Raw genomic sequence first — 25444 nt, 5'->3', positions numbered from 1 at the left:
CCGTTTCAGCCGCCGCGTGCCTGCGGCTTCAGGCGCACGTAGACCTGCTTGCGCACGCGCGCGACGACCTCGCCCGATGCATCGACCACGTCGTTGCTGAACCAGCGCAGCACTTTCTCGCCGCCGGCCGCCTCGGCGCGCAGTTCGTCCAGCACCGCGTCATCGATGTGGAAGTGAGTGCGCACGGTGCCGCGACCGGGCTTGAGGAATTCGATGGCACCGGCGCGGTCCCAGACGTAGTAGTCGCGGCCCAGCGTATGCAGCAGGCCCAGCATCCAGAACGGGTCGGTCATGGCGAACAGGCTGCCGCCGAAGTGGGTGCCCACGTAGTTGCGGTTCCACGGGCGCATGCGCAGCTCGACGTCGATCTGCCGGTAGTCGGCGGTGATGCGGGTGACATGGATGCCGGTGAACAGGAACGGCGGCCACAGGTTGATGCCGAGACGGAAGGTGCTGGCTTTCATGCAGGTGCGGGGCAGGGGGCGAGGTCTTGAGTCTAACCATTCGCTACCGTATGTTGAACCCCGGGGCCTTGTCGGGTCGCGCGGGATGGCCGTCTGCCGAGCGTCCTCCTGCTTTCGTGGCATCGCGCCCGCTCCACGGCTTTGCATTTGATCCCGCTTTGGTAGCGTCGAGCTTGCTCGACGGCTTTTGATCCCGCTTTGGTAGCGTCGAGCTTGCTCGACGGCCCCTGTCGGCAAAAGACAGTCGAGCAAGCTCGACCCTACGAAAGCGGCCAGCGACACCATGCATGGGGATATTCCCCCAACCGTTGCGCCAATCCTGCCCGCACGGGATTGGCGATCACGTACAGGGCCTGCTGGCGGACATCGCGCTCGTCACGAATCCAATGGTCGTAGTACCCCCGCTGCCACACCGACGCATGGCCGCCCAGCGCAGCATTGATGGCAATGGCCGACTGCGATTTCAAAGCCTGCACGCATCGCCCCAATGAGCCCTCACGCAGTTGCATGACCCAATGGAAATGGTCGGGCATGACCACCCAGGCACAGGAGCGTGTCAGCCGCTGCTGGTCGCTGCGGCGGAAGGCGTCTTCCAGCAGGGCGGCGCGAGCGGGGTCGCGAAACAGGCAGTAGCGATCTGCCGTCACGCTGGTGATGACATAGAAGTGACCGATGGCTGAGCGGCGATGGCGCAGGAGCGCTGGGCTGGGCATGTCCCAGAATGGTGGGCGCCGGGGGGTATTGCTGTCAGGCAGCTCTGATTCTTCCGTCGGTAGAGTCGAGCTTGCTCGACTGCTTTTCGCCGACATCGCGCGCAGAGCAGTCGAGCAAGCTCGACTCTACGGGGATGGCGCAAAGAGCAGTCGAGCAAGCTCGACTCTACGGGGATCGCGCGAGGGGCAGTCGAGCAAGCTCGACGCTACGAGTATCGGGCGGGATTGGGGTCAGGCGCCGTCCATGGCGTAGCCGTCGCGGCCGTTGGCCTTGGCGCGGTACAGGGCGGCGTCGGCGCCTTCGACGAAATGGTGCGGGTGCAGCTGGCTGTCCGGTACCCGCGTATAGACGCCGATGGTGAGGGTGATGCGGCTGTCGTCGCCTGCTGCCGGCGCGGGCAGGGCGCGTACGTCGGCAATCAGGTCTTCGATCACCTGGCGCGCGCCGCTGGTTGGCGTGTCCGGCAGCACCATCGCGAATTCGTCGCCGCCGTAACGCGCGGCCATGTCGCGCGGGCGTCGCGCATGGGCGGCGATCAGCGCGGCCACGTCGCGCAGCACGCGGTCGCCCAGCTGGTGGCCATGGCGGTCGTTGTGCCGCTTGAAATGGTCCACGTCGATCAGCACCAGGCTCAGCGGTTTGCCACTGCGCCGTGCGGCGTCGCATTCCTGTTGAAGCGATTGTTCGAAGCGCAGGCGGTTGCCCAGCCCGGTCAGCGCGTCGCGGTTGGCCTGGCGGTGCCAGGCAGAAATGCGCCAGACCGCCCATACCAGCAGCACCATCAAGATGCCGAAGGTGGCTGCGGCCGGGGCCCACCACAGGCTGGCCGTGCGCAACAGCAGCCAGCTGGTGGCCAGGCCCATCGGCAGCGAACACAGGGCGGCCAGCCAGGGCAGGCGCAGGCCCAGCAGCAACACGCACAGCGCGGCCAGCAGACCGGCCACCAGGTCCTGCAGCAGCGGCGGAACTACCTGGATCTGCTTGCCCTGCAGCAGCATCGAGGCGATGTTGGCCTGGTATTCGCTGCCGCTCATCCAGTACTCGCGCGTGGTCGGGGTCAGCAGCCGCGGGGCAATGCCACTGGCGGTCATGCCGACCACGATGCGGCGGTCGCGCAGCAGGGCGGCATCCACCTGGCCATCCAGTACATCGGCATAGGACACCTGCGGCAACTGCTCCGGCGGGCCGGCGTAGCGCACGCGCACGTAGTCATCGCGGCGCCACTGGTACGGCGATTCCAGCGCCGGATCGGGGTCGGGCAGCCCGCGCGCGGCGTGCACCGGCAGGTCGGCCAGGGCCAGCCCCAGCGCCGGCCAATGCGGTTGGCCGATGCCCGCATGCAGGTAAACCCCGCGGGCCACGCCGTCTCCATCCACTTCCACATCGCTATGGCCCAGCGCCGCAGCGCTGTCGGCAATGAGCGGGATGGGCAGCAGCTCTTCGGCCATGCGATCGCCGGCGGCGGGCGCCGCCAGCACCGGCAGCACCACGCGTCCATTGCGGCGGATGGCGGCGGCCAACTCGGCATCCTGGCGGCTGTCGCGCCGGTCGGGCTCGGTCAGCATCAGGTCCAGCGCCACGCGTTCGGCACCGGCATCGGTCAGGCGGTCCAACAGGCGTGCGTGCACCGAACGCGGCCACGGCCACTGGCCGATGCGCGCCAGACTGTCTTCGTCGATGGCCACCACCAGCACGCTGGGGTCGGGGCGGTAGGTCCAGTCGCCGACCATCAGGTCGTAGGCCGCTTCATCCTGCCGCCACAGCCACTGCCCGTGGCTGGCCACGGCGGTGGCCACGAAGGCCAGCACGGCCAGCATCAACCGCCGCGACCAGGGCAGCGGCGAGCGCCTCACAGCAGCAGCCAGAGCAGGGCGGCACCACCGCCGGCGCCGTAGCACAGCCGGCACGGCAGGCTGACCTGCTGCGCGGGCGAGAACGGGCCGGCGTGGCCGTCATCATCAATGTACTGCACGCGCACGTGCAGGGTGCCGTGCCAAGGGCGCTTGAAACTCACCTGGGGCTGCTCGACGGTCTGGTCCAGCCATGGTGCCTCGAATGCACCGTTGCGGGAAACCTGCACGCGGTAGGTCTGGCCCGCGCTGCCCGGTTGCCAGCGCAGGGTCAGCGCCTTGCCGTCCGCTTCCGGCGGCTGCAGGGCCGGGTCCACCGGCAGGTCGGTCAGCTGCAGGGGCAGCGCGTCCCCGTACGGCCCTTGCCGGCCCTGGCCGTCGCGCGAGGCCACGCGCCAGAAATACTGGCCCGGCGGCAACGGCTGGCGCAGGCGCAGATCGGTGCCGGTGGTGGCCTGCTCCTGCAGGGGCGACAGGAACTGCGGTTCGCTGGCGATCTGCAGCACGCTGGCCTGCGCGCCCGGGGCCCGGGTCCAGCGGAATCGCGGGCGGTCGCTGTTGACGTCCTGTCCGTGCAGCGGTGCGACCGTCAGCGGCGGTGGCGGCTGGTCGTCCAGGCTGAAATCGGCGCTGGCGTCCAGGCCTTCCACGCCCTGCGCGTCGACCGCGCGCAACAGCAGGCGGTGTTGGCCGGGCGGCAGCGCGGCAATGGTCAGCCGCGGGTCGGTCGTGGTCGTGGCGAACAGCAGAATCTCGGCCATCGCCGCCTGCACCACTTCAATGCGGTAGTGGTCGGCGCCGTCCACCGGTTGCCAGTGCAGCTGCAGCGGCAGGCCGGGGCGCTGCAACGTATCTACAGCCAAGGACGGGGCGGGCAGCAGTGCCGACGCCGCCATCGGCGCCGCATCCAGATCTGGCGCCATACTGGCCTGGCCGGGGTGCACCAGTTGCTGGCCGCGTCGATTGCCGACCTGCACCTTGCCTTCCAGCACTTCGGTGGCGGCCGGCTGCCCGGCCTGGCCAGCGCTGACCCGGAACACGGTGCCGCGCACGCTGCTGGTCGCGGTGGGTGCATCGATGATGTAGCGCGAGGCCGGGCCGCGTGCGGGGGTGACGCGGTTGCTGGCACGGCCCTGCTGCAGGCGCATGCGGGTGTCGACCATGCCGGTACGGCCGTAGCGGCTGAGCTGGTCCAGCCGCAGCCGCGAATGCTCGCGCAGCTGCAGGCGCGAGGCATCGGCAAATTCCAGGGTCAGGCTGGCATCGGCGCCGGTCTGCACCACATCACCGATATGCAGGTTCTCACCGGCCTGCAGTGCGCGGGTGGCGGCGCCAGTGCCGGCGGCCAGCTGCACCGGGCCGCGCACGGCCAGTACCCGCGCCGGCGCCGGTTCCACGCGCAGCCAGCCGATCGGGAAGCGCAACGGCTGGCCCGGGGGCAGGCGGTAGGGGTTGTCGATGCGGTTGTGCTGCTGCAACTGCTGCCAGGGCACGCTGGGTTTCAGGTACGCCCCGCCCAGATCCCACAGGGTGTCACCGGGGCGCACCCGGTAGGTCCAATCCTGCGCGGCTGCGCTGGCGGGCAGCAGGGTGGCGGCGGCAAGCAGCGTGGCGAACACGCGCACAACGACAGACGAGATCCCAACGGTCACGGCATGCAGTCCCGGCAATGCGGGGGCCAGCGTGCAGACCCCATGGCCCTGACTTATTCCCCCCGGAATGGATGCCGGTCGCGCAAAAGTGCGGCCGGCATCACATTATCGCCCGGTGTGACGACCGAATCCTGAACGAAAACAGCGGCCTCAGAACAGCAGCGACGCCATCTTGCGACGGTAGCGGCCCACCAGGTCTTCGTCGGCGATGACGTTGAAGGCGTCGATCAGCGTGCGGCGCGGCAGGTTGTCGTCATAGCCGCGGTCGATGCGCAGCATTTCCAGGAACTGTTCCAGCGCGGCTTCATCGTGGCCGCCCAGCAGCAGCTGCACGCCGCGCAGATGGCGCGCCTGCAGGTCCTTGCCGTCGGCGGCAATGCGCGCGTCCAGCGCATCGGCGGCCGGCGCATCCTTCAGTGCGGTGGCGAAGGCCAGGCGGGCGCGGCCACGCACGGCGCGGTCATCGGTGGCCAGGTTGGCCGGCAGGGCGTCGATCAGCTTGCCTGCTTCGTCCACCCCGCCGATCTGCAGCAGGGCCAGCGCCAGGTCCAGCTTCAGTTCGTCCTTGTCCGGCTCGGCGGCGATCTGCGCGCGCAGCACGTCCACCTGACCCTGCGGGTCCAGCGGTGCCTCTTCTTCGCTGCTGGTATCGCCAACGTCGGCCGGCACGATGCCGTGCTGGGCCAGGAATTCGCGCAGCTGGCCTTCCGGAATGGCACCGGGGAAGCCGTCCACCAGCTGGCCGCCCTTGACCAGGAACACGGTGGGCACCGAGCGGATCTGGAAGGCCGCAGCGATCTGCTGCTCGGCATCCACGTCCACCTTGGCCAGCTCGAAGGCGCCGTTGTACTCGGCGGCCAGCTTTTCCAACATCGGCCCCAGGGTCTTGCACGGGCCGCACCAGGTCGCCCAGAAGTCGACCAGCACCGGCGTCTGCAGCGACTTCTGCAGGACTTCGGCCTCGAAGGTCGCGGTCGTGGCGTCGAATACGTAGGTCGTCTCGGTCATGGGGGCACATCGTTCGGCAACAGGAGACCGATTCTATGGTGTCGATCGATGACGGTCTCAACCCTTTCCTCACGTCGCGGCTTGGCGCCCCGCGTGCCGGCCGCGACAATGGGCGCTTCTTCTGTCGTACGGGTAGGCACCATGTCGTGGGTCCGGATTGATCGTTGGCTGGGGCTGTGCGCCGCACTGCTGTTCATTGCCGCGGTGGTCGGCTTCGGTGCGGGCCTGGGCGGCTATGCGCAGGCGGTGCACCCGGTTGCCCTGCTTGGCGCGCACGGGGTGCCGCATGCCTGGGCGTTCAACCTGCTGGGCTTCGTGGCGCCGGGCATGCTGGCGATGGTGGTGGCCGAGCGCCTGCGCCGGCGACTGCCGGCCACCGAAGGCTGGGCGGGCCGGGTGGGCAGCCAGATGCTGCTGCTGGCCGGTCTGGCCTTCGCGGCCATGGGCGTGCTGCCGCTGGACCTGGACGATCTGCATGGCGGCGCCAGCCAGTTGCACGCCAGCGCCTGGATGGTCTGGGTGCTGGGGTTCGTGGCCGGCGCCTGCATGCTGGGCGCCAGCCGCCTGCGCGACCCCGGCGCACGGGCGCCGGGCGTGCTGGCGCTGGTGGTCGGCATTGCCGCGGCGGTGGCCGCTTTCGGCCTGCAGGGGGTACTGCCGGCGCCATTCGCGCAGCGCCTGGCGTTTGCCTGCTGGGCGGTCTGGCTGGCGCTGGCGCTGCCCCTGTCGCGGGGGCGCTGAGACTGCCCCCGATGAGCGGGATTGGAGACGTTTGCCGCACTGCGGTACGCTGTACCGCTTTGCCGCCGCATCCGCGTGTTCCATGACCAGCGCTGAACCCATCGCCTACGACCCGCAGCAGGTTGAATCCGCCGCCCAGCAATACTGGGACGCCACCCGTGCCTTCGAGGTCAGCGAGACCTCGGACAAGCCGAAGTACTACTGCCTGTCGATGCTTCCGTACCCGTCCGGTGCGCTGCACATGGGCCACGTGCGCAACTACACCATTGGCGACGTGATCAGCCGCTACAAGCGCATGACCGGCCACAACGTGCTGCAGCCGATGGGCTGGGACGCGTTCGGCCTGCCGGCGGAAAACGCGGCCATCAAGAACAAGACCGCGCCGGCGGCGTGGACCTACAAGAACATCGACCACATGCGCAGCCAGCTGAAATCGCTGGGCTATGCCATCGACTGGTCGCGCGAGTTCGCCACCTGCCGCCCGGACTACTACGTCCACGAGCAGCGCATGTTCACCCGCCTGATGCGCAAGGGCCTGGCCTACCGCCGCAACTCGGTGGTGAACTGGGACCCGGTGGACCAGACCGTGCTGGCCAACGAGCAGGTGATCGACGGCCGCGGCTGGCGTTCGGGCGCGCTGGTGGAAAAGCGCGAGATCCCGCAGTGGTTCCTGCGCATCACCGATTACGCCCAGGAACTGCTGGACGGCCTGGATGAACTGGACGGCTGGCCGGAATCGGTCAAGACCATGCAGCGCAACTGGATCGGCCGTTCCGAAGGCCTGGAAATCCAGTTCGACGTGCGCGATGCCGATGGCAGCGCGCTGGACCCGCTGCGCGTGTTCACCACCCGTCCGGACACCGTGATGGGCGTGACCTTCGTGTCGATCGCCGCCGAACACCCGCTGGCCCTGCATGCGGCCAGGAGCAACCCGGCGCTGGCCGCGCTGCTGGCCGAGCTGAAGCAGGGTGGGGTGACCGAGGCCGAGCTGGAAACCCAGGAAAAGCGCGGCATGGACACCGGCTTGCGCGCGATCCATCCGGTCACCGGCGAACAGGTGCCGGTGTGGGTGGCCAATTTCGTGCTGATGGGCTACGGCACCGGCGCGGTGATGGCCGTTCCCGGCCACGACCAGCGCGACAACGAGGTGGCCAACAAGTACGGCCTGCCGATCGTGCAGGTCATCGCGCTGAAGGATGCGCGCAACGACGACGAGCGCACCTGGGACGCCACCCGCTGGCAGGACTGGTACAGCGACAAGAGCCGGCAGACCGAACTGGTCAACTCGGCCGAATTCGACGGCCTTGATTTCCAGGGCGCCTTTGAAGCCCTGGCCGAACGGTTCGAGCGCAAGGCCCAGGGCCAGCGCCGGGTGAACTACCGCCTGCGCGACTGGGGCGTCAGCCGCCAGCGTTACTGGGGCTGCCCGATTCCGGTGATCTACTGCGACAAGTGTGGCGCGGTGCCGGTGCCGGAAGAGCAGCTGCCGGTGGTGCTGCCGGAAGACGTGGCGTTCTCGGGTACCGGTTCGCCGATCAAGACCGACCCGGAATGGCGCAAGACCACCTGCCCGGACTGCGGCGGCGCGGCCGAGCGCGAAACCGACACCTTCGATACCTTCATGGAATCGAGCTGGTACTACGCCCGCTACACCTCGCCGGGTGCGCGTGATGCGGTGGACAAGCGCGGCAACTACTGGCTGCCGGTGGACCAGTACATCGGCGGCATCGAGCACGCGATCCTGCACCTGATGTACTTCCGCTTCTACCACAAGCTGCTGCGCGACGCGCGCATGGTGGACAGCAACGAACCGGCGCGCAATCTGCTGTGCCAGGGCATGGTGATCGCCGAAACCTACTACCGCCCGAACCCGGACGGCTCGAAGGACTGGATCAACCCGGCCGACGTGGACGTGCAGCGCGACGAGCGCGGCCGCATCACCGGCGCCACCCTGGTGGCCGACGGCCAGCCGGTGGTGGTGGGTGGCACCGAAAAGATGTCCAAGTCAAAGAACAACGGGGTGGACCCGCAGGCCATGGTTGGCAAGTACGGCGCCGACACCGTGCGCCTGTTCTCGATGTTCGCCGCGCCGCCGGAACAGTCGCTGGAGTGGAACGAGGCCGGCGTGGACGGCATGGCCCGCTTCCTGCGCCGCCTGTGGACCCAGGTGCACAAGCACGCCGAAGAAGGCGTGGCACCGGCCCTGGACGTGGCTGCGCTGGATGCCAACCAGAAGGCGCTGCGCCGCAAGACCCACGAAACCATCGGCAAGGTCGGTGACGACTACGGCCGCCGCCACAGCTTCAACACCGCCATCGCGGCGGTGATGGAGCTGATGAACGCACTGGCCAAGTTCGACGATGCCAGCGCGCAGGGCCGTGCGGTGCGCCAGGAGGCCCTGCAGGCCGTGGTGCTGCTGCTGAACCCGATCACCCCGCACGCCAGCCATGCCCTGTGGCAGGTGCTGGGCCACGGCGAAACGCTGCTGGAAGACCAGGCGTTCCCGCAGGCCGACAGCACTGCGCTGGTGCGCGATGCGGTCACCCTGGCGGTGCAGGTGAACGGCAAGCTGCGCGGCACCATCGAGGTTGCCGCCGATGCCGCGCGCGACCATATCGAAACGCTGGCACAGGCCGAGCCGAACGCGGCCAAGTTCATGGAAGGCCTGACGGTGCGCAAGATCATCATCGTGCCCGGCAAGATCGTGAACATCGTCGCTGCCTGATGTGTCCGGCACCGGCCGCCCGTGTGGCGGCCGGTGCGTGTTCCCCACGCCGGCGTCAGCGGCCGATGGCCCTGCGTTCACGCGTGATCGGGCAGGCTGTCTGTTGCCGTGATCGCCCGGCTCCGCCAGACTGTTCCCATGACCCGAATCCTGCTTGCCCTCGTCCTTGCCCTCGGCCTTGCCGGCTGTGGTTTCCATCTGCGCAACAAGCTGATGCTGCCCACCGATACGGCACCGGTGAAGGTGGTCTCCACCGCGCCTTACAGCGAACTGGTCAAGCTGCTCAACCGCAGCCTGCTGGCGTCCGGGGCCAAGCTGGCCGACGACGAAAGCACCGGGCCGAGCACCCAGCTGCAGGTGTTGTCCGAGCGCTGGGGCGATCTGCCCATCGCCATCGATGCACAGGGCCGTGCCCAGGAATACAGCCTGCGCTATGCGGTCATCTTCATCTTCCGCCGCGAAGACGGCAGCGAACTGGTGCCGCAGCAGGTGATCGAGCTGTCGCGCGATTACGTGTCGCCGCCGACCGACGCCACCGGTACCACCACCGAACGCGAGATCCTGGCCGATGAACTGCGCCGGGAAATGTCGGCGTCCATCATCCGCCGCATCGACAGCGTGGTGCGCGCCGAACTGGAACGTGGCGGCAGCCTGGCAGCGCCCAAGCCGGCCGCGGCCCAGGACGTGCAGCCCACGCCGGCACCGCCGGTCGAGCGCTGAGCCGGCGCAGCGATGGAACTGCGTCCGGAGCAGTTGGCCAGCCAGGGCGGTGATACCGCGCTGGCGCCGGTGTACCTGATCGCCGGGCCGGAAACCCTGCGTGTGCTGGAAGCGGCCGATGCCGTGCGCGCACGCGCGCGCGCCGCCGGCATTGGCGAACGTGAAGTGTTCGATGCCGATGGCCGCGACTTCGACTGGAACCAGCTCGACGCCAGCTTCAATGCGCCCAGCCTGTTCAGCGCCCGCCGCCTGGTGGAAGTGCGCCTGCCCAGCGGCAAGCCGGGCAAGGACGGCGCCGAAGTGATCAGCCAGTTCTGCGCCAACCCGGCGCCGGACGTCGTACTGCTGATCACCGCCAATGAATGGAGCAAGGCCCACCAGGGCAAGTGGGCCGAAGCGGTGAACCGCGTCGGCGTGCTGTCGGTGGCCTGGGCGATCAAGCCGCACGAACTGCCCGACTGGATCGAGCGCCGCCTGCGTGGCAAGGGCCTGCGCGCCGATCCCGCCGCGGTGCAGCGCCTGGCCGAACGCGTGGAAGGCAACCTGCTGGCGGCCGCGCAGGAGATCGACAAGCTGGCACTGCTGGCCGACGGCCAGCCGCTGGACGTGGAACGGATGGAATCGCTGGTGGCCGACGCCGCCCGCTACGACGTGTTCCGTCTGCTGGAAGCCACGTTCTCCGGGCAGCCGCAGGCAGTGTTGCGCATGCTGGCCGGGCTGCGCGGTGAAGGCGAGGCGGTGGCCGCGCTGATGCCGATGGTCATTCGCGAACTGCTGGCCGGTGCCGGCCTGGCCCGGGTGCAGGCGCGCGGCGGCAATCTGGCCGCGGAAATGAAGTCGCGCGGTATCTGGGAATCGCGCCAGGCGCCCTACAAGCGCGCGTTGCAGCGCCACCCGGAAGGCAAGCGCTGGGAACGTTTCGTGGCCGAAGCCGGCCTGGTGGATCGCATTGCCAAGGGGCGCGCCGACGGCGATGCCTGGCTGGCGCTGGAGCGGTTGCTGGTGGCGGTGGCCGAGGCCCGCGCCGTGCGCCTGCTGGCCCGGGCCTGAGCCATGAGCCTGCGCATCTATTACGGGGGCACCTTCGATCCGGTGCACCTGGGCCATCTGGCAATCGCCCGCGCCGCCCGCGATGAACTGCAGGTGGCGGTGCGGCTGCTGCCGGCGGCCGACCCGCCGCACCGCGCGCCGCCTGGGGCCACCGCCGAGCAGCGCTGTCGCATGCTGTCGCTGGCCATCGGCGACGAGCCGGGCCTGCTGCTGGACCGGCGCGAGCTGGAACGGGCCAAGCGCTTCCCGGGTCGCCCTTCCTACACCGTAGACACCCTGCGCGAACTGCGCGCCGAGCTGGGGCCGAGCCGGCCGCTGGCCTGGCTGGTCGGCGCCGACAGCCTGCTGGCCCTGCCGGCCTGGCACGAGTGGCAGGCCCTGTTCGACCTGGCCCACTTCATCGTTGCCGAGCGCCCGGGCAGCCCGCTGCAGGATTCGGTGGATGGCGCCCTGGGCCAGGCCCTGGATGGCCGCTGGGCCGACAACGAGCAGGCCCTGTTCGCCAGCCCCGGCGGGCGGGTATTGCGCCTGCACCACCCGTTGCGCTCGGAATCGGCCAGCGCGGTGCGTGCGCAGATTGCCGCGACCGGCCCGTGGCGGGCCCTGCTGCCGCCGGCGGTGGCCGATTACGTGGTCGACCACGGCCTGTACCGGCCGGCCACCCCGTGAATGCCGCGGGCGCGCCTTGCCCGTATAATCGCCCCCACGTTTATCGAGTCGATCCGTTTTGAGCAACCAGACCCAGCCCCAGACCATCAAGGTCGAACTGCCCAGCCCGCCGCCTTCGGTGCCGGAACTGCTGGCCAGCGTCCGCCAAGCCACCGAAGACCTGAAGGCCAAGGACCCGGTCGAGATCGACGTGCGTGGCAAGTCCAGCGTCGCCGACTACCTGGTCATCGTCTCCGGTACCTCCACCCGCCACGTGAAGTCGATCGCCGATGAAGTCGTGCGCTTCGCCAAGAAGATCGACGTGATGCCGCTGGGCGTGGAAGGCGAGCGCGAAGCCGAATGGGTGCTGGTGGACCTGGGCGACGTGATCGTGCACGTAATGCTGCCGCGCGTGCGCGAGTTCTACGCGCTGGAGCGCCTGTGGACCGTGGGCGACCAGCCGCCGACCAGCGACGACGAAGTGGCCTGAGCCGCGCGTTGACGCACCCCTTCGACGGCGCCGATGGCGCCGTCGACGTTTGTGGAGGACTGTTTGATGAAAGCCCGTCTGATCGCCACCGGCGAACGTGCCCCCAGCTGGGTGGCGCAAGGGTTTGCCGAATACCAGAAGCGGCTCTCGCACTGGTTGCCGTTTGAACTGGTGGAAATCGAACCCGGCCTGCGTGGCAAGGGCCGCGATGCGCGCCGTGCCACTGAAGACGAAGGCAAGCGGGTGATCGCGGCATTGCCGAAGAACGCCTACGTGGTGGCGTTGGATGTGCCCGGTCGCCAGCTCAGTTCAGAGCAGCTGGCGCAGCGCCTGGAGCACTGGCGCGGGCAGGGCAGGGACCTGGCTTTCCTGATCGGCGGCCCGGAAGGGCATTCGTCGGAAGTGTCCGCGCTGGCCGACGAGAAATGGTCGATCGGCCCGCTGACCCTGCCGCACATGCTGGTACGGCTGGTGGTGGCCGAGCAGTTGTATCGGGCTGCGGCAATGATTGCCAATCACCCCTACCATCGCGCGTGAAGAGTGGTTATACTAGTCGTCTGCCCGAATAGCTCAGCCGGTTAGAGCACTTGACTGTTAATCAGGGGGTCGTTGGTTCGAGTCCAACTTCGGGCGCCACCTTTGAAAACCTGCATCGCGAGATGCAGGTTTTTTTTTGTGCGTGATGGCTGCACTTCGTAGAGTCGAGCTTGCTCGACTGTTGTGTGCACGATGAAAGAGCCAGTCGAGCAAGCTCGACTCTACAACGTCAGTGCGCCGCGCCAGAATGCGACCAGGGTGGCGATCGCTACCACCACGATCGCGCCGAACAATACCGCTTCCCAGCGGGTGAACACGGCCTGCCCATGCTGGCGCCGCGTCAGCGCGAATAGCACCACGCCGGGCACATACAGCAGCACCGACAGCAGCAGGTTGTCCACGCCGCCGGCATAGACCAGCCACAACGCGTAGGCGCTGGCCAGCAGCGCAACGCCGAAGTCGCGCCAGCGGACTCCGGTTTCGCCGGCATAGGCCTGGCCACGCCAGGCCAGCTGCACGGAGAAGGCCGCCGACAGGAAATACGGCACCAGGCTCATCGATGCGGCCAGCAGCACCAGGCTGGTGTAGCTGCCCGAATTGAACAGCACCAGCAGCAGGAACAGCTGGATCAGGCCGTTGCTCATCCATAGCGCATTGGCCGGTACGCCGCGCGCGTTCTCGCGGCCCAGGAAGGCAGGCATGGTGCCATCGCCGGCGGCGGCATACAGCACTTCACCGCACAGCAGCACCCAGGCCAGCAGCGCGCCGAGCACGGAAATGATCGAGCCGATGATGATCACGGTAGCGCCCCATTCGCCGACGATGGCGCGCAGCACATATGCCATCGAGGGATTGGGCAGGCCGGCCAGCTCGGCCTGCGACAGCACCCCCATCGACAGCAGGCTGACCAGCACCAGCAGCAGCCACACCCCGACGAAACCGATCACGGTGGCGCGGCCGACGTCGGCGCGGCGGGCCGCCCGCCGCGAATAGATGCTGGCCCCTTCGATGCCGATGAACACCCACACCGTCACCAGCATCATGCCGCGCAGCTGCGCGCCCAGGTCGCCCAGCGCAGGTGTGCCGAAGAAGTCGGCGCGGAACACGTCCATGCGGAACGCCCCGGCGGCCAGCACCAGGAACAAGGCGATCGGGACCAGCTTGGCCACGGTCACCAGGCCGTTGATGATGGCGGCGGTGCGCAGGCCCCGCAGCACCAGCAGGTGCACCGTCCACAGCAGCAGCGAAGAGGCGGCGAAGGCCACGGGGGTGTTGCCCTCGCCGAACACCGGCAGGAAGTGGCCCAGGCCGCTGAAGATGAGCACGAAGAAGCTGGCATTGCCCAGCACCGAGGCCACCCAGTAGCCCCACGCGGCGGAAAAGCCGATGTAGTTGCCGAAGCCCTCGCGCGCATAGGCGTAGATGCCGGTGTCCAGATCGGGCCGGCGGTTGGCCAGCGCCTGGAACACGAAGGCCAGCATCAACATGCCGGCGCCGCTCAGGGCCCAGCCGATCAGCGCTGCGGCCGGCCCGGCGCTGCGGGCCACGTTCTGTGGCAGCGAGAAAATGCCGGCGCCGACCATCGAACCGACGACAAGCGCGGTCAGCGCGGCCAGGCCCAGGCGTTGCGTGGAAGACGGCATGCGGTCGTGCCTCGCGCGGTAGGCCTTCATCATGGCCGCGCGCATGTGGTGAAAAAGCAAAGGCCCGGGACATGCCCGGGCCTCTGCAGTGCGGTTGACCTTCGTGGATCAGTTGAAGGTGTACTTGGCGCCGACGGTGAAGTAACGACCAATGGCACCGCTGAAGTGCAGCGGGTTGTAGTTGACCGCGCCGTAGGTGGACGGGTCGAGCGGGGCGATGCGGTCGAACACGTTCTGCACCGAAGCGTTCAGTTCAAACGCATCGGTGATGTTCCAGCGACCGGACAGATCGAAGGTGGTGAACGAAGAGATCTTCTCCACCGGCGAGCCGTCTTCATAGAAGGCCAGGTAGTCGCCACCGCGGCGATCCTTGTTTTCCATGCTGTCGATGTAGTTCACCACGCCGCTCACGCTCCACGGCCCCTGCTTCCAGGTGGTGCCGAAGTTGATGCGGTCCTGCGGGGTGCCGATGCAGTTGGTCACGTCGCAGTTGCCGTGCGTGCCCACGTAATCGACGGTGGTGTCACCCTCGGTGCGCTCGAACTTCAGCAGATGGCTCCACTGCAGGTCCATTTCCAGCTGGCCCGGACCCAGGTCGAAGGTCTGGCGGATATCGGTATCGATACCGCGCACACGCGACGAGTTGGCATTCACGTACTGCGTGTTGACCGCCAGGATGGTGCCGCTGTTGGCCACGCCGCCGATGTTGTTGCTGTCGCGCAGGACGTTGCCGGCGGCGATGGCGTCGGCGGTGCTGCCCTGGGCGATTTCGTTGGTGCGCTTGATTTCCCAGGCATCAACCGTCAGCGAGGTGCTGGAGGTCGGCTGCAGCACGATACCCACCGAGTAGCTCTTCGACTCTTCCGGCTTCAGGCCGGAATTGGGGCGGGTGATGATGGCCACCGAACGCGCGGTGCACTCGTTGTCCGGGTCGATGGCGCAGCGCACCGGATCGCGGGCATTGGAGAAGGCGGCCAGGCCACCGTCGCCGTTTTCGGCCGGGTTCGGCGCACGGAAGCCTTCGGCGTAGCTGGCGCGCAGGGCGATCCAGTCGGCCGGGGTGAACTTCACGCCCAGCTTCGGGGTGGCCTTGCCTTCACCGCTTTCGTACTTGTCGTAACGCAGTGCGGCCGACAGTTCCAACTGCTCCAGCACCGGCGCGGACAGTTCGACGTAGCCGGCGTACACGTTCTGGGTACCGTCATAGGCCGAGTAGCCCAGGCCGATGATGTCACCCTGGTCGGTGTAGGTCTGCGGGGTCAGGCTGTTGCTGGTCTTGCGCCATTCGGTACCCATGGCCAGGCCGAGCGGGCCGCCCTTCAGATCCATCAGGCTGCGCGAGACGGTGAAGTCGAACATGTCCAGGCTGGACTTGGCGCGGGCACTGATGGTGGGCGAGATGTAGTCGTACAGCGCCTGCGAATTCAGGCCGGCGTTGTCGCCGATGCGCCACACGCCGCCGGCGCAGGCCGGGTCACCCAGCGCGCACTGCACGGCGCTGTAGCGCAGGAAGCCGGTGCGCTTGTTGACCAGGTCGGTGCCCGAATGCAGGTAGGCGGTGTCGTAGCTCCAGTCGCCCCAGTTGCCCTTCACGCCCACCAGGAAGCGGTTGAACTCGTTGGTGTTGTTGGTGACGCGCGGGCCGACATCCCAGGCCGAATAGCGCAGGCGCGACGCCTGGCCCGGAATCGGGTTGTCCGGATGGGTCGGGCTGAGCACCACGGCACCGTCGCCGCTGCTGGCGTTGACCGGGCCGCCGGGGTAGCCCCAGCCGCCGGAAACACCGGACGGCGTGTTGCTGAAGATCGTTTCCTTCTTCGAGTAGCCGATCTCGGTGTACACCTCGCCGCCTTCGCCGAAGGCAAAGCTGGCGCGGCCGAACACGTTCACGTACTTCTCTTCCGGGCTCAGGTCGCGGTACAGCTGGGCCGGATTCCACAGGCAGCCCTGCGCCTGTGCGGTGGCATCGCTCTGGCCGGGAATGGTGGTCAGGTCGGCGCAGCCCGGGAGTGCGACCAGGAAGGCCGGGTTTTCATCGTCCACGTTGCGGTCATCGAACACCGAACCGTTCGGGCCCACGCCACCGGCGGTGCCGCCGGACAGGTAGGCGCCGCCAAGGAACTGCGCATCGGCGGCGTCGTATCCCCAGCGACGGATGTCACCGGTGCCGATCCACTTGCGGTTCTTGCGGTCGCTGATCTTGATCGCGTCGGTCTTGCCGACGTCCAGGCTGAAGAACGCATTCCAGCCGTCGCTGGACAGGTCACCGGTACCGGCGGTCAGCGTGGCCTTCTTGGCATCGCCGTCGCCATCGCCGGATACGCCGTAGGAACCGCGCAGGATCGCACCCTGGAAGTCGCTGCGCAGGATGATGTTGACCACGCCGGCGATCGCATCGGAACCGTAGATGGCCGAGGCGCCGTCCTTCAGCACTTCCACGCGCTCGACGGCGTCAAGCGGAATGGTGCTGAGGTCGGTGAACACCTTCTGGCCGTCATCGGCCAGGCCGTAGGTGGCCATGCGGCGGCCGTTCAACAGCACCAGCGTGGAGCCGGCGCCCAGGCCGCGCAGCGAGATGCCGGCGCCACCGCCGGCAAAGCCGTTGCCGAAGGTCTTGGGAATGGAACCTGCACCGTCGGAGGTGAGCGTCTGCAGGTATTCGGCCACGGTGGTCTTGCCACTGCGGTCGATTTCCTGGCGGGTCACCACCTGCACCGGCGAGGGCGTTTCGGTGTTGGTGCGGGGAATGTTCGAACCGGTCACGGTGATCCGGTCGAGGTTGGTGGCCTGGTCCTGTGCGAAGGCAGGGGAGACCACGGCGCCGGCCAGCAGCAGAGCGCCGCCGGTGAGGATGTGGGTAATGGAAAATGCCAGGTGGTTTTGGCGGCGGCTGGCGGGCCGTTGGATCGGGTGTTTCACAGCTTCTCTCCTGACTGGAAAACTCGAGCATCGAGGGCTGTCACCGGTGTGCCCCGGGACGCGTCAATCTAGGTTTCTGTCAGGTGACGGCGTTGTGAAGTTTTACTGAATTCGTAACAGAAATGTGATCGCGACTGAAGAATTGGAGGGTCATGGCCGGGTTGTGGCGCAGCCCGCGTTGGAGCCGGCCCGGCAGGTCGCCGGGCCGGTCCATGGCTCAGTCGGGCAGGCTGAACTGCACCGGCACCATGCCGATGGCGGACACCGCCTGGCCATCACGCTCGGCTGGGACGAAGCGCCAGTGGCGCAGCACCTGCTGGCGGGCGGCCTGGTCCAGGCTGCGCGAGCCACTGCTGCGTTCAATGCTGACGTTCACCGGCTGCCCATTCGGGTCCACTTCCACCCGCAGCAGCACCGTGCCCTGTTCGTGGTTGCGCAGGGCCGGCACCGGATAGCTCGGCGGCGGCGCGCTGCGGTACTGCAACTGGGCGCCGGTGACCGGTGCGCCCGGCTGCAGCGTGGGCGGCGCTTCCACCGCCACCTCGGCGGCCGCCGGCAGGATGATGCCCTGGGCCTCGTCCAGTGTGGCGGTGGGCGCCGGCAGGGGCGGGGTCACGGTCGGTACCGGCTGCGATTTCGGCACCAGCTTCACCACTTCCGGCTTGGGCGGCAGCGGGGTGGGCTCAAGCGGCTTGGGGTCTTCCTTGGGGATGAAACGCACCGTGGTGTCGTCGCGGGGCAGGGCGCTGATGGCCTGGTAGGTTGCCGGGATCAGCAGCAGCAACAGCGCGAGCAGGTGCAGGGCAATGGCCGCGCTCCAGGCGGCAATGCGGGCGGGGTCGAAGTGCAGGGATGCAGCGGGATACGTACGAACCATGGTCCACCTCCATGCCAGTGTTGAAGTCCTCAACGCACCAGGGCCGCCATCGGGGTTGCCGCACGCGGCTGGCAGTTCATCATTAGCTCCAGCCACCGGCCACTGCCTAGAGTCAGGTGCGACGCCGTTGGGCTGGGCTTCATGAAGCTGCGCTCGCGGGGCGTGGCCCCGCGCTACCGGTGGGTCGTGTGTTTCGCCAGGTAGCGCCGGGCTATGCCCGGCGGCGGTTGCGGTGCCGCTGCGCTCGCGGGGCATGGCCCCGCGCTACCGGTGGGTCGTGTGCTTCGTCAGGTAGCGCCGGGCCATGCCCGGCGGCGGTTGCGGTGCGGCTGCGCTCGCGGGGCATGGCCCCGCGCTACCGGTGGGTCGTGTGCTTCGTCAGGTAGCGCCGGGCCATGCCCGGCGGCGGTTGCGGTGCCGCTGCGCTCGCGGGGCATGGCCCCGCGCTACCGGTGGGTCGTGTGCTTCGGCAGGTAGCGCCGGGCCATGCCAGGCGGCGGTTACCGCCCCAGCTCGAACACGACGTCCAGGTTCACCGACACGGTCGATTCGCCCGGTGCCACCGGGGTGGCCTTGTCCATCGCGGCGCCGGCGGCCATCGCGCGCATCATCGGCATCGGGCGGAAGCCGCCATTGCTGTTCTCGGAAATGCTGACGATGCGACGCACCTGCAGGCCCAGCGACTTCGCATAGGTCTGGGCACGGGCCTGGGCCTTCTTCAGCGCGGCCAGGCGGGCTTCGTCGTAGACCGGCTCGGGCTGGTCGATCTCGAACTGCGGGCCGTTGATCTGGTTGGCGCCCTGCGCGGCCAGGGCATCAAGCACCTTGCCCAGCTTGGCGATGTCACGCACCTTCAGGCTGACCGTGTTGCTGGCCTGGTAGCCGGTGATCTTCGGCGCTTCGTTGTCGGCGTAGCGGTACTGCGGGTTCAGGCTGACGCCGCTGGTCTGCACGTCGCGCTCGGCAATGCCGGCAGCCTTGATCGCGGCCAGCACCTTGTCCATCTGCTGGGCGTTCTGGCGCATGGCGCTGTTGCCGTCGGCGGCCTGGGTGACCACGCCGGCCGACAGGGTGGCCACGTCCGGCACGCGGGTGGCTTCGGCGTTGGCCGAGATGTTCAGCAGGGTGCCTTCGGCGGCGGCGACCGCGGGCGGCGGCGGCGGGGCAGCATGGGCGGTCATCGAAGCTCCAAGAGCGAGGGACAGGGCAAGCAGCAGCGGAGTGGCGGTGCGGCGCATGGGATCTCCTTGGTGTGCCGGTGAGGGTGGTGTCGTAGCGATGAACGCGCTGTGAGTCCGTTCGGGGTTGAAGCCGTTCAAGGCGGGGTTGCCGACGATTCAGGTGGCGGCCTCAGGTTATGCTGTGCCGATGCTCTATCTCGCTTCCCGCTCGCCCCGACGCAACCAATTGCTGGCCCGACTCGAACGCCCCTTCCAGGCCCTGGACCTGGAGGTGCCCGAGCAGCGTGCGCCGCAGGAAAGTGCCGAACAGTATGTATGCCGGGTGGCCGCCGACAAGGCGCGCGCCGGCTTGGCCCGGGTGCTGGCCACCGACCCACAGGCGCGGGTGCTGGGCTCGGATACCGAGGTGGTGCTGGACGGCCAGGTGTTCGGCAAGCCGGCCGATGCGGCCGAGGCCTGCGCCATGCTGGCGCGCCTGGCCGGGCGCACCCACCAGGTGATGACCGCCGTGGTGGTCGTGCACGCGCAGGGCCTGGAGACCGAGCTGGTGGTCTCCGAGGTCACCTTCGCGCCGATCGCCGCGGCCGACATCGCCGCCTACGTGGCCACCGGCGAACCGCTGGACAAGGCCGGCGCCTATGCCATCCAGGGCGGCGCCGAGCGATGGATCGAACACCTGTCAGGCAGCTATTCCGGCGTGATGGGGCTGCCGTTGCTGCACACTGACCGCCTGCTGGCCCGCTGCGGCGTGCCGGCCCCCACTGCCCATGCCGCCAGGGAGGCTGCCGATGTCTGAGGAAATCCTGGTCAATGTGACCCCGCGCGAAACCCGGGTCGCGGTGATCGAAAATGGCATGCTGCAGGAACTGCACATCGAGCGCGGCTGGCGCCGGGGTGTGGTCGGCAACATCTACAAGGGCAAGGTGCAGCGGGTGATGCCCGGCATGCAGGCCGCGTTCGTGGAAGTGGGGCTGGAGCGCGCCGCGTTCCTGCACGCCAACGACGTGGTGCGGCCGGCCCCGGTGGCCAGTGCCGATACCGAGAACACCACCCTGCCGCCGCCGTCCAGCGTACCGATCGTGGAACTGCTGCGCGACGGCCAGGACATCGTGGTGCAGGTGGTGAAGGACCCGATCGGCACCAAGGGCGCGCGCCTGACCACGCAGATCAGCATTCCCTCGCGCTACATGGTGCTGCTGCCGCAGTCGAAGGTGGTGGGCGTTTCGGCGCGCATCGAAGACGAAGGCGAGCGTGCGCGGCTGAAGGCGCTGGTGACCGAACTGTCGGCGCAGCACGGTGGCTACGGCTACATCGTGCGCACCAATGCCGAAGGCCAGCCGGCCGAAGCCATTGCCGAGGACATCGCCTATCTGTCGCGGGTCTGGAACGTGGTCGAGCGCCGTGGCCGCGAGGCGCCCTCGTGCAGCAACATCTATGAAGACCTGAGCCTGCCGCTGCGTTCGGTGCGCGACCTGATCCGCAAGGACGTGGACAAGGTGAAGGTCGATTCCAAGGAAACCTTCGCCCAGCTGCAGGCGTTCGTGGCCAAGTACATGCCGGTGCTGGCCGAGAAGATCGAGCTGTACAGCGGTGACCGCCCCATCTTCGACATGTTCGGGGTGGAAGACGAGATCGGCCGCGCGCTGGACAAGCAGGTGCCGCTGAAATCCGGCGGCTACCTGGTGATCGACCAGACCGAGGCGATGACCACCATCGATGTGAACACCGGTTCGTTCCTGGGCCAGCGCAACCTGGAAGAAACCGTGTTCCGCACCAACCTGGAGGCCGCGCAGGCGGTGGCCAGACAGCTGCGACTGCGTAACCTGGGCGGCATCATCATCATCGATTTCATCGACATGGACGATGCCGAGCACCGCCGCCAGGTGCTGCGCACGCTGGAAAAGGCGCTGGCCCGCGACCATGCCAAGACCACCGTCTACGATTTCTCGCCGCTGGGCTTGGTGGAGATGACCCGCAAGCGCACCGTGGAAAGCCTGGAGCGCCAGCTGTCGGAAACCTGCCCGCAGTGCAGTGGTCGCGGCAGCATCAAGACCACCGAAACGGTGACCTACGAAATCTTCCGCGAGATCACCCGTGCGGTGCGTCAGTTCGATGCCGCGCGCCTGCTGGTGATCGCCTCGACCAAGGTGGTGGCACGCATCACCGAAGAGGAATCGGCCGCCGTGGCCGAGCTGGAGGAGTTCCTCGGCAAGAGCATCCGTTTCCAGGCGGACGAGCAGTACCTGCAGGAGCAGTTCGATGTGGTTCTGCTCTGATCCACGCCGGCTGCGGTCCGGCGCTGGCCGATGAGCGCGCCGCCGCGCCTGCGACTGCGAAGGATCCGCCGTCATCTGATCGCCGCGTGCGCGGTAGGCCTGGTCGTGCTTGCCCTGCTGGTGGGCACGCTCAGCCAGCTGTTGCCGCTGGCCGAGCGCCACCCGCAGCAGATCGCCGCGTGGCTGAGTGCGCGGGCCGGCCAGCCGGTGCGCTTCGAGCGCCTGCAGACCGCCTGGACCCGGCGCGGTCCGCTGCTGCAGTTGCAGGGGCTGCGTATCGGCGCCGGGCAGGGGTTGGCCATTGGCGAAGCCGAAGTATTGGTATCGATGTACAGCGGGTTGCTGCCGGGGCGCTCGTTGACCGAACTGCGCCTGCGCGGGCTGTCGCTGGACCTGCAGCAGGCCGCTGACGGCCGCTGGAGCGTGCGTGGCCTGCCGCAGTCGAGTGGTGCGGGCGATCCGTTGGATGCGCTGCGCCGCCTGGGCGAGTTGCAGGTGATTGGCGGACAACTGGCCGTGCATGCGCCCGCGCTGGGCATCGACGCCACGCTGCCGCGCATCGATCTGCGCCTGCGCGTGCAGGGCGATCGGCTGCAGGTGGGCGTGCGTGCCTGGGCCCAGCCCGAGGCCTTGCCGCTGACGGCGGTGCTGGAACTGGACCGGCGCAAAGGCAACGGCCAGGCGTGGCTGGGGGCCGACCCGGTGGACTTCCAGGCCTGGGCGCCGCTGCTGGCCGGTGCCGGCGTGCGCCTGCGCGAAGGCAAGGGCGAGTTGAACCTGTGGCTGACCCTGCGCGATTTCGCGCCGGTGGCGGTCACCACCGATTCGGACCTGCGTGGGCTGCGTATTGAAGGCGCATCGATGCCGGGCGTGGCGCACCCGCAGGTGCAGCTGCAGCGCCTGCAGGCACGGCTGCGCTGGCAACGCCAGGCCGATGGCTGGGTGCTGCAGGTGCCGAAGCTGCGCCTGCAGGGCGAAGACGGCGCCCAACAACTCGATGGCCTGCAGGTGCGCCTGGGCCGGCAGCTGCAGATCAGCAGCGGTGCGGTGCAGGCCGGCACGGCCGTGCGCGCGCTGGCCCTGAGCGACCGGCTGGACCCGGGCCTGCGCCGTTGGCTGTACCTGGCCCGGCCACAGCTGGACGTGGCCGCGCTGCAGGTGCGGGGTGAACGCGATGGCCCGCTGTGGGCGCAGGGCGAGCTGCAGTCGCTGGGCTTTGCCAGCGTGGCCGGCGCGCCGGGCCTGCGCGGCCTGGGCGGGCGTTTCGAAGGCGATGCCAATGGCTTCAGCCTGCAGCTGCAGCCGCAGCGGCAACTGCAGTTCGATTGGCCCAGCGGTTTTGGCGTGCGCCACGACCTGCACCTGGCCGGGCAGGTGGTCGGCTGGCGCGATGAAGCCGGTGGTTGGCGCATCGGCACCCCGGCCCTGCGCGTGCAGGGCACCGATTACGCGGCCGACGTGCGTGGCGGGCTGTGGTTCCAGGGCGACGGCACGCGGCCGTGGATGCAGCTGGCGGCGAAGCTGGACGATGTGCCGATGACCGCCGCCAAGCGCTTCTGGATCCATTCCAAGATGAGCAAGGGCGCCACCGACTGGCTGGACATGGCCCTGGCCGGCGGGCAGGTGCGGGGCGGTATCGGTCTGGTCAGTGGTGACCTGGATGACTGGCCGTTCGACAACAACGATGGCCGTTTCGAGGCCACCGGCCACATCAGCAACGGGCAGATCCGCTTCCAGCACGACTGGCCGTTGATGGGCCAGGTGGATGCCGATGTCGCCTTCATCGGGCCGGGTTTCCATATCCAGGGCCGTGGCGACCTGGCCGGGGTGGCGGTGCAGCACTTTGAAGCCGGCATTCCCGATTTCGGCCAGCAGCCGCTGTACGTGCGCGCCGACAGCCGCAGCGAAGCGGGCGCGCTGCTTGCCATGCTGCGCCAGAGCGGCCTGCACAAGGAATACGGCGACACCCTGGACAACCTGAGTGCCAGCGGCCCGGCCAACGTCCACTTCGATCTGCTGCAGCCCCTGCACCATGACGAAGGCGGTGGCCACCTGCAGGGCACGGTGGATCTGGCCGGGGTGAAGCTGGCCGACAAGCGCTTCGATGTGGCATTCGATGGCATGCACGGCCAGGCCCGCTACAGCAACGCCGGGTTCGCCGCCGAATCACTGGCGGTGCGCCACCTGGGCCAGGACGGCACGCTGAGCCTGCGCGCCGGTGGCTTCGTGCGCGATGCGCGGCTGGCCTTCGAATCGGAGTTGTCGGCCAGCCTGGATGCGGGCGTGCTGATCGACCGCGCGCCGGAAATGGCCTGGCTGAAGCCTTACATCAACGGCACCTCGCCGTGGACGATCGCGGTCAACCTGCCGAAGGTCGCCCCCGGCAGTGCCGCCCCGCCCAGCGAGCTGCGCCTGCGTTCGGACCTGGTGGGCACCCGCCTGGATCTGCCGGCACCGTTGGACAAACCGGCCGCCGAGCCGCTGGCCACCACCGTGGCCGCACAGCTGCCGATGGGGGCCGGACGCATTGATGTGGCCTTTGGCGACCGGCTGGCGCTGGCTGCGCGCAGCCACAACAACCAGACCGGTGTGCAGGTCACCCTGGGCAGCAGCCAGGTGGACCGCGAGCCGCCGCCCAGCGGGCTGACCATCAATGGCCGCAGCCCCACCCTGGACGCGCTGGAATGGATCGGCCTGGCCCGTGGTGCGGGCGGCGATGGCGACCCCATGCCGCTGCGCACGGTGGATGTGCAGGTGGGCCAGCTGATGCTGATCGGCGGTGTGTTCGCGCAGACCCGGCTGCAGCTGCACCCCGGGCCGCAGGCGCTGGATGTGCGCATGGACGGCCCATCGCTGGCCGGCCGCCTGAGCGTGCCCAATGCCGACGGTGGCACCATCAGCGGCACGCTGGACCGTGTGTACTGGCAATCCCCGCCTGCCGCCGCCGGCGCGGCAACGCCACCCGCCGCGAACGTGCAGGCCGGTGCCGACGACATGGACCCGGCCAAGCTGCCGCCGTTCGCGCTGGACATCGCCGACCTGAAGTTCGGCAAGGTGGTGCTGGGCCAGGCGGTGCTGCGCACCCGCCCGCTGGCGCAGGGTCTGAGCGTGGACGAGCTGCGCTTCCGCGCGCCGGACCAGGAAATCGACATCACCGGCCGCTGGCTGGGCAAGAGCGCCGGCGCCCGTACCGAACTGAACGCCCAGGTGCGCAGTGAGGATCTGGGTGGTCTGCTGCAGAACTTCGATTACGCCGGCCAGTTGCGGGGCGGCTCCGGCCAGGCCCAGCTGCAGGCCTCGTGGGCCGGCGGCCCGTCCGACTTCCAGCTGGGCAACCTGCAGGGGCAGCTGGACATCCATGCACGCAACGGCCAGCTGCTGGAACTGGACCCGGGGGCCGGCCGCGTGCTGGGCCTGCTGAGCGTGGCCCAGCTGCCGCGCCGGCTGATGTTCGACTTCCGTGATTTCTTCTCCAAGGGCTTTGCCTTCAATCAGATCGAGGGCGGCATGCAGTTCGGCAACGGCATGGCGCGCACCGACAAGGTGCTGATCGAAGGCCCCGCAGCGAACATCACCATCCGCGGCCAGACCGACCTGCGCCAGCAGCAGTTCGACCAGACCATTGATGTGAACCCGCGCGCCGGCAACCTGCTGACCGTGGTCGGCGCGGTGGCCGGTGGCCCGGTGGGCGCCGCCCTGGGCGCGGCCACCAATGCGGTATTGTCCAAGCCACTGGGTGAGATCGGCGCGCGCACCTACCGGGTGACCGGGCCGTGGAAGGAGCCCAAGGTGGAAGTGATCGAGCGCAACCGTGACCGCAGCCCCGCGCCGGCCCCGGTGCCCGTGCCGGTTCCGCCGCCGACCGTGACCGACCTGCCGCGCCCGCGCTGAGCGCGGCGCCCCTGTTCATCGCGTGGCCTTGCCTGGCCACGCCAGCACCCCCAGATCG

At 68.6% G+C, this 25444-nt stretch carries 19 protein-coding genes and 1 tRNA gene; 11 read left to right on the top strand and 9 right to left on the bottom strand.

Features of this window, described 5'->3' with window-relative positions; translation table 11 throughout:
• Positions 1-5 precede the first annotated feature (5 nt).
• From C1931_RS14400 to trxA, 5 genes are all read right to left on the bottom strand, one after another.
• A complete protein-coding gene (locus C1931_RS14400) occupies positions 6-464 on the bottom strand; it encodes a DUF4442 domain-containing protein (protein WP_108753761.1) in 459 nt (152 codons plus the stop codon).
• A gap of 260 nt (positions 465-724) precedes the next feature.
• The gene (locus C1931_RS14395; protein WP_108756835.1) at positions 725-1177 is read right to left on the bottom strand and encodes a transposase; all 453 of its coding nucleotides are present in this window, start codon (positions 1175-1177) and stop codon (positions 725-727) included.
• Between the two features lie 231 nt (positions 1178-1408).
• Positions 1409-3031 carry a CHASE2 domain-containing protein gene (locus tag C1931_RS14390; RefSeq protein WP_108756834.1) on the bottom strand — a complete coding sequence of 541 codons (1623 nt, stop codon included), beginning with the start codon at positions 3029-3031 and terminating at the stop codon, positions 1409-1411.
• Complete coding sequence (locus tag C1931_RS14385) at positions 3028-4668, bottom strand: FecR domain-containing protein (protein WP_108757775.1); 1641 nt, start codon at positions 4666-4668, stop codon at positions 3028-3030. The genes C1931_RS14390 and C1931_RS14385 overlap by 4 nt, the downstream gene beginning before the upstream one ends.
• A 162-nt stretch (positions 4669-4830) precedes the next feature.
• On the bottom strand, positions 4831-5688 hold the full coding sequence (gene trxA, locus C1931_RS14380; protein WP_108756833.1) for a thioredoxin: 858 nt from the start codon (positions 5686-5688) through the stop codon (positions 4831-4833).
• Positions 5689-5829: 141 nt separating this feature from the next.
• Between trxA and C1931_RS14375 the strand changes: the two genes are divergently transcribed.
• From C1931_RS14375 to C1931_RS14340, 8 genes are all read left to right on the top strand, one after another.
• On the top strand, positions 5830-6429 hold the full coding sequence (locus C1931_RS14375) for a DUF998 domain-containing protein (RefSeq protein WP_108756832.1): 600 nt from the start codon (positions 5830-5832) through the stop codon (positions 6427-6429).
• A gap of 82 nt (positions 6430-6511) precedes the next feature.
• Positions 6512-9154, top strand: a complete 2643-nt coding sequence (leuS, locus tag C1931_RS14370) for a leucine--tRNA ligase (RefSeq protein ID WP_108756831.1) — start codon at positions 6512-6514, stop codon at positions 9152-9154.
• 138 nt (positions 9155-9292) lie between these two features.
• A complete protein-coding gene (gene lptE, locus C1931_RS14365) occupies positions 9293-9874 on the top strand; it encodes an LPS assembly lipoprotein LptE (RefSeq protein ID WP_108753755.1) in 582 nt (193 codons plus the stop codon).
• 12 nt (positions 9875-9886) lie between these two features.
• The gene (holA, locus tag C1931_RS14360; protein ID WP_108753754.1) at positions 9887-10924 is read left to right on the top strand and encodes a DNA polymerase III subunit delta; all 1038 of its coding nucleotides are present in this window, start codon (positions 9887-9889) and stop codon (positions 10922-10924) included.
• 3 nt (positions 10925-10927) lie between these two features.
• Positions 10928-11593, top strand: a complete 666-nt coding sequence (nadD, locus tag C1931_RS14355) for a nicotinate-nucleotide adenylyltransferase (RefSeq protein WP_108753753.1) — start codon at positions 10928-10930, stop codon at positions 11591-11593.
• A 58-nt stretch (positions 11594-11651) separates the two neighbouring features.
• A complete protein-coding gene (gene rsfS, locus C1931_RS14350; protein WP_108750646.1) occupies positions 11652-12062 on the top strand; it encodes a ribosome silencing factor in 411 nt (136 codons plus the stop codon).
• Between the two features lie 66 nt (positions 12063-12128).
• Positions 12129-12599, top strand: coding sequence for a 23S rRNA (pseudouridine(1915)-N(3))-methyltransferase RlmH (gene rlmH, locus C1931_RS14345; protein ID WP_108756830.1), 471 nt, complete (start codon positions 12129-12131; stop codon positions 12597-12599).
• A 22-nt stretch (positions 12600-12621) separates the two neighbouring features.
• Positions 12622-12698: transfer RNA gene (locus tag C1931_RS14340), tRNA-Asn, on the top strand.
• Positions 12699-12820: 122 nt separating this feature from the next.
• Here C1931_RS14340 and C1931_RS14335 read toward each other — a convergent pair.
• The 4 genes from C1931_RS14335 to C1931_RS14320 form a co-directional block, all read right to left on the bottom strand.
• Positions 12821-14242, bottom strand: a complete 1422-nt coding sequence (locus tag C1931_RS14335; RefSeq protein ID WP_108757774.1) for a basic amino acid/polyamine antiporter — start codon at positions 14240-14242, stop codon at positions 12821-12823.
• 108 nt (positions 14243-14350) lie between these two features.
• Positions 14351-17161 (bottom strand): TonB-dependent receptor, encoded by a 2811-nt coding sequence (locus C1931_RS14330; RefSeq protein WP_108753750.1) that lies wholly within the window; start codon positions 17159-17161, stop codon positions 14351-14353.
• A gap of 217 nt (positions 17162-17378) precedes the next feature.
• Positions 17379-18038 carry an energy transducer TonB gene (locus C1931_RS14325; protein WP_108756829.1) on the bottom strand — a complete coding sequence of 220 codons (660 nt, stop codon included), beginning with the start codon at positions 18036-18038 and terminating at the stop codon, positions 17379-17381.
• A gap of 500 nt (positions 18039-18538) precedes the next feature.
• Complete coding sequence (locus C1931_RS14320) at positions 18539-19276, bottom strand: SIMPL domain-containing protein (protein WP_108753748.1); 738 nt, start codon at positions 19274-19276, stop codon at positions 18539-18541.
• Positions 19277-19406: 130 nt separating this feature from the next.
• On the opposite strand from C1931_RS14320, the gene C1931_RS14315 reads away from it, so the two are divergent.
• Genes C1931_RS14315 through C1931_RS14305 form a run of 3 tightly spaced genes read left to right on the top strand, consistent with a single transcriptional unit; the run spans position 19407 to position 25386 of the window.
• Entirely contained in the window at positions 19407-20015 is a 609-nt protein-coding gene (locus tag C1931_RS14315) for a Maf family nucleotide pyrophosphatase (RefSeq protein ID WP_108756828.1), read from the top strand.
• Positions 20008-21495 carry a ribonuclease G gene (gene rng, locus C1931_RS14310; RefSeq protein WP_108750641.1) on the top strand — a complete coding sequence of 496 codons (1488 nt, stop codon included), beginning with the start codon at positions 20008-20010 and terminating at the stop codon, positions 21493-21495. Before C1931_RS14315 ends, rng begins: the two co-directional genes overlap by 8 nt.
• A gap of 30 nt (positions 21496-21525) precedes the next feature.
• A complete protein-coding gene (locus C1931_RS14305) occupies positions 21526-25386 on the top strand; it encodes a YhdP family protein (protein ID WP_108756827.1) in 3861 nt (1286 codons plus the stop codon).
• Positions 25387-25444: the final 58 nt, after the last annotated feature.

It is taken from the genome of Stenotrophomonas sp. YAU14A_MKIMI4_1 (assembly GCF_003086855.1).
Lineage (GTDB): Bacteria > Pseudomonadota > Gammaproteobacteria > Xanthomonadales > Xanthomonadaceae > Stenotrophomonas.
This window is presented reverse-complemented; position numbering and strand designations above follow the sequence as displayed.

What these genes read in the sequence shown, in the direction of transcription:
- holA (WP_108753754.1), top strand. Translation starts at nt 9,887, where the DNA reads ATGGAACTGCGTCCGGAGCAGTTGGCCAGCCAGGGCGGTGATACCGCG.
- C1931_RS14305 (WP_108756827.1), top strand. Translation starts at nt 21,526, where the DNA reads ATGAGCGCGCCGCCGCGCCTGCGACTGCGAAGGATCCGCCGTCATCTG.
- rng (WP_108750641.1), top strand. Translation starts at nt 20,008, where the DNA reads ATGTCTGAGGAAATCCTGGTCAATGTGACCCCGCGCGAAACCCGGGTC.
- nadD (WP_108753753.1), top strand. Translation starts at nt 10,928, where the DNA reads ATGAGCCTGCGCATCTATTACGGGGGCACCTTCGATCCGGTGCACCTG.
- C1931_RS14400 (WP_108753761.1), bottom strand. Translation starts at nt 464, where the DNA reads ATGAAAGCCAGCACCTTCCGTCTCGGCATCAACCTGTGGCCGCCGTTC.
- C1931_RS14375 (WP_108756832.1), top strand. Translation starts at nt 5,830, where the DNA reads ATGTCGTGGGTCCGGATTGATCGTTGGCTGGGGCTGTGCGCCGCACTG.
- C1931_RS14320 (WP_108753748.1), bottom strand. Translation starts at nt 19,276, where the DNA reads ATGCGCCGCACCGCCACTCCGCTGCTGCTTGCCCTGTCCCTCGCTCTT.
- lptE (WP_108753755.1), top strand. Translation starts at nt 9,293, where the DNA reads ATGACCCGAATCCTGCTTGCCCTCGTCCTTGCCCTCGGCCTTGCCGGC.
- C1931_RS14395 (WP_108756835.1), bottom strand. Translation starts at nt 1,177, where the DNA reads ATGCCCAGCCCAGCGCTCCTGCGCCATCGCCGCTCAGCCATCGGTCAC.
- rlmH (WP_108756830.1), top strand. Translation starts at nt 12,129, where the DNA reads ATGAAAGCCCGTCTGATCGCCACCGGCGAACGTGCCCCCAGCTGGGTG.
- trxA (WP_108756833.1), bottom strand. Translation starts at nt 5,688, where the DNA reads ATGACCGAGACGACCTACGTATTCGACGCCACGACCGCGACCTTCGAG.
- leuS (WP_108756831.1), top strand. Translation starts at nt 6,512, where the DNA reads ATGACCAGCGCTGAACCCATCGCCTACGACCCGCAGCAGGTTGAATCC.
- C1931_RS14335 (WP_108757774.1), bottom strand. Translation starts at nt 14,242, where the DNA reads ATGCCGTCTTCCACGCAACGCCTGGGCCTGGCCGCGCTGACCGCGCTT.
- C1931_RS14315 (WP_108756828.1), top strand. Translation starts at nt 19,407, where the DNA reads ATGCTCTATCTCGCTTCCCGCTCGCCCCGACGCAACCAATTGCTGGCC.
- C1931_RS14325 (WP_108756829.1), bottom strand. Translation starts at nt 18,038, where the DNA reads ATGGTTCGTACGTATCCCGCTGCATCCCTGCACTTCGACCCCGCCCGC.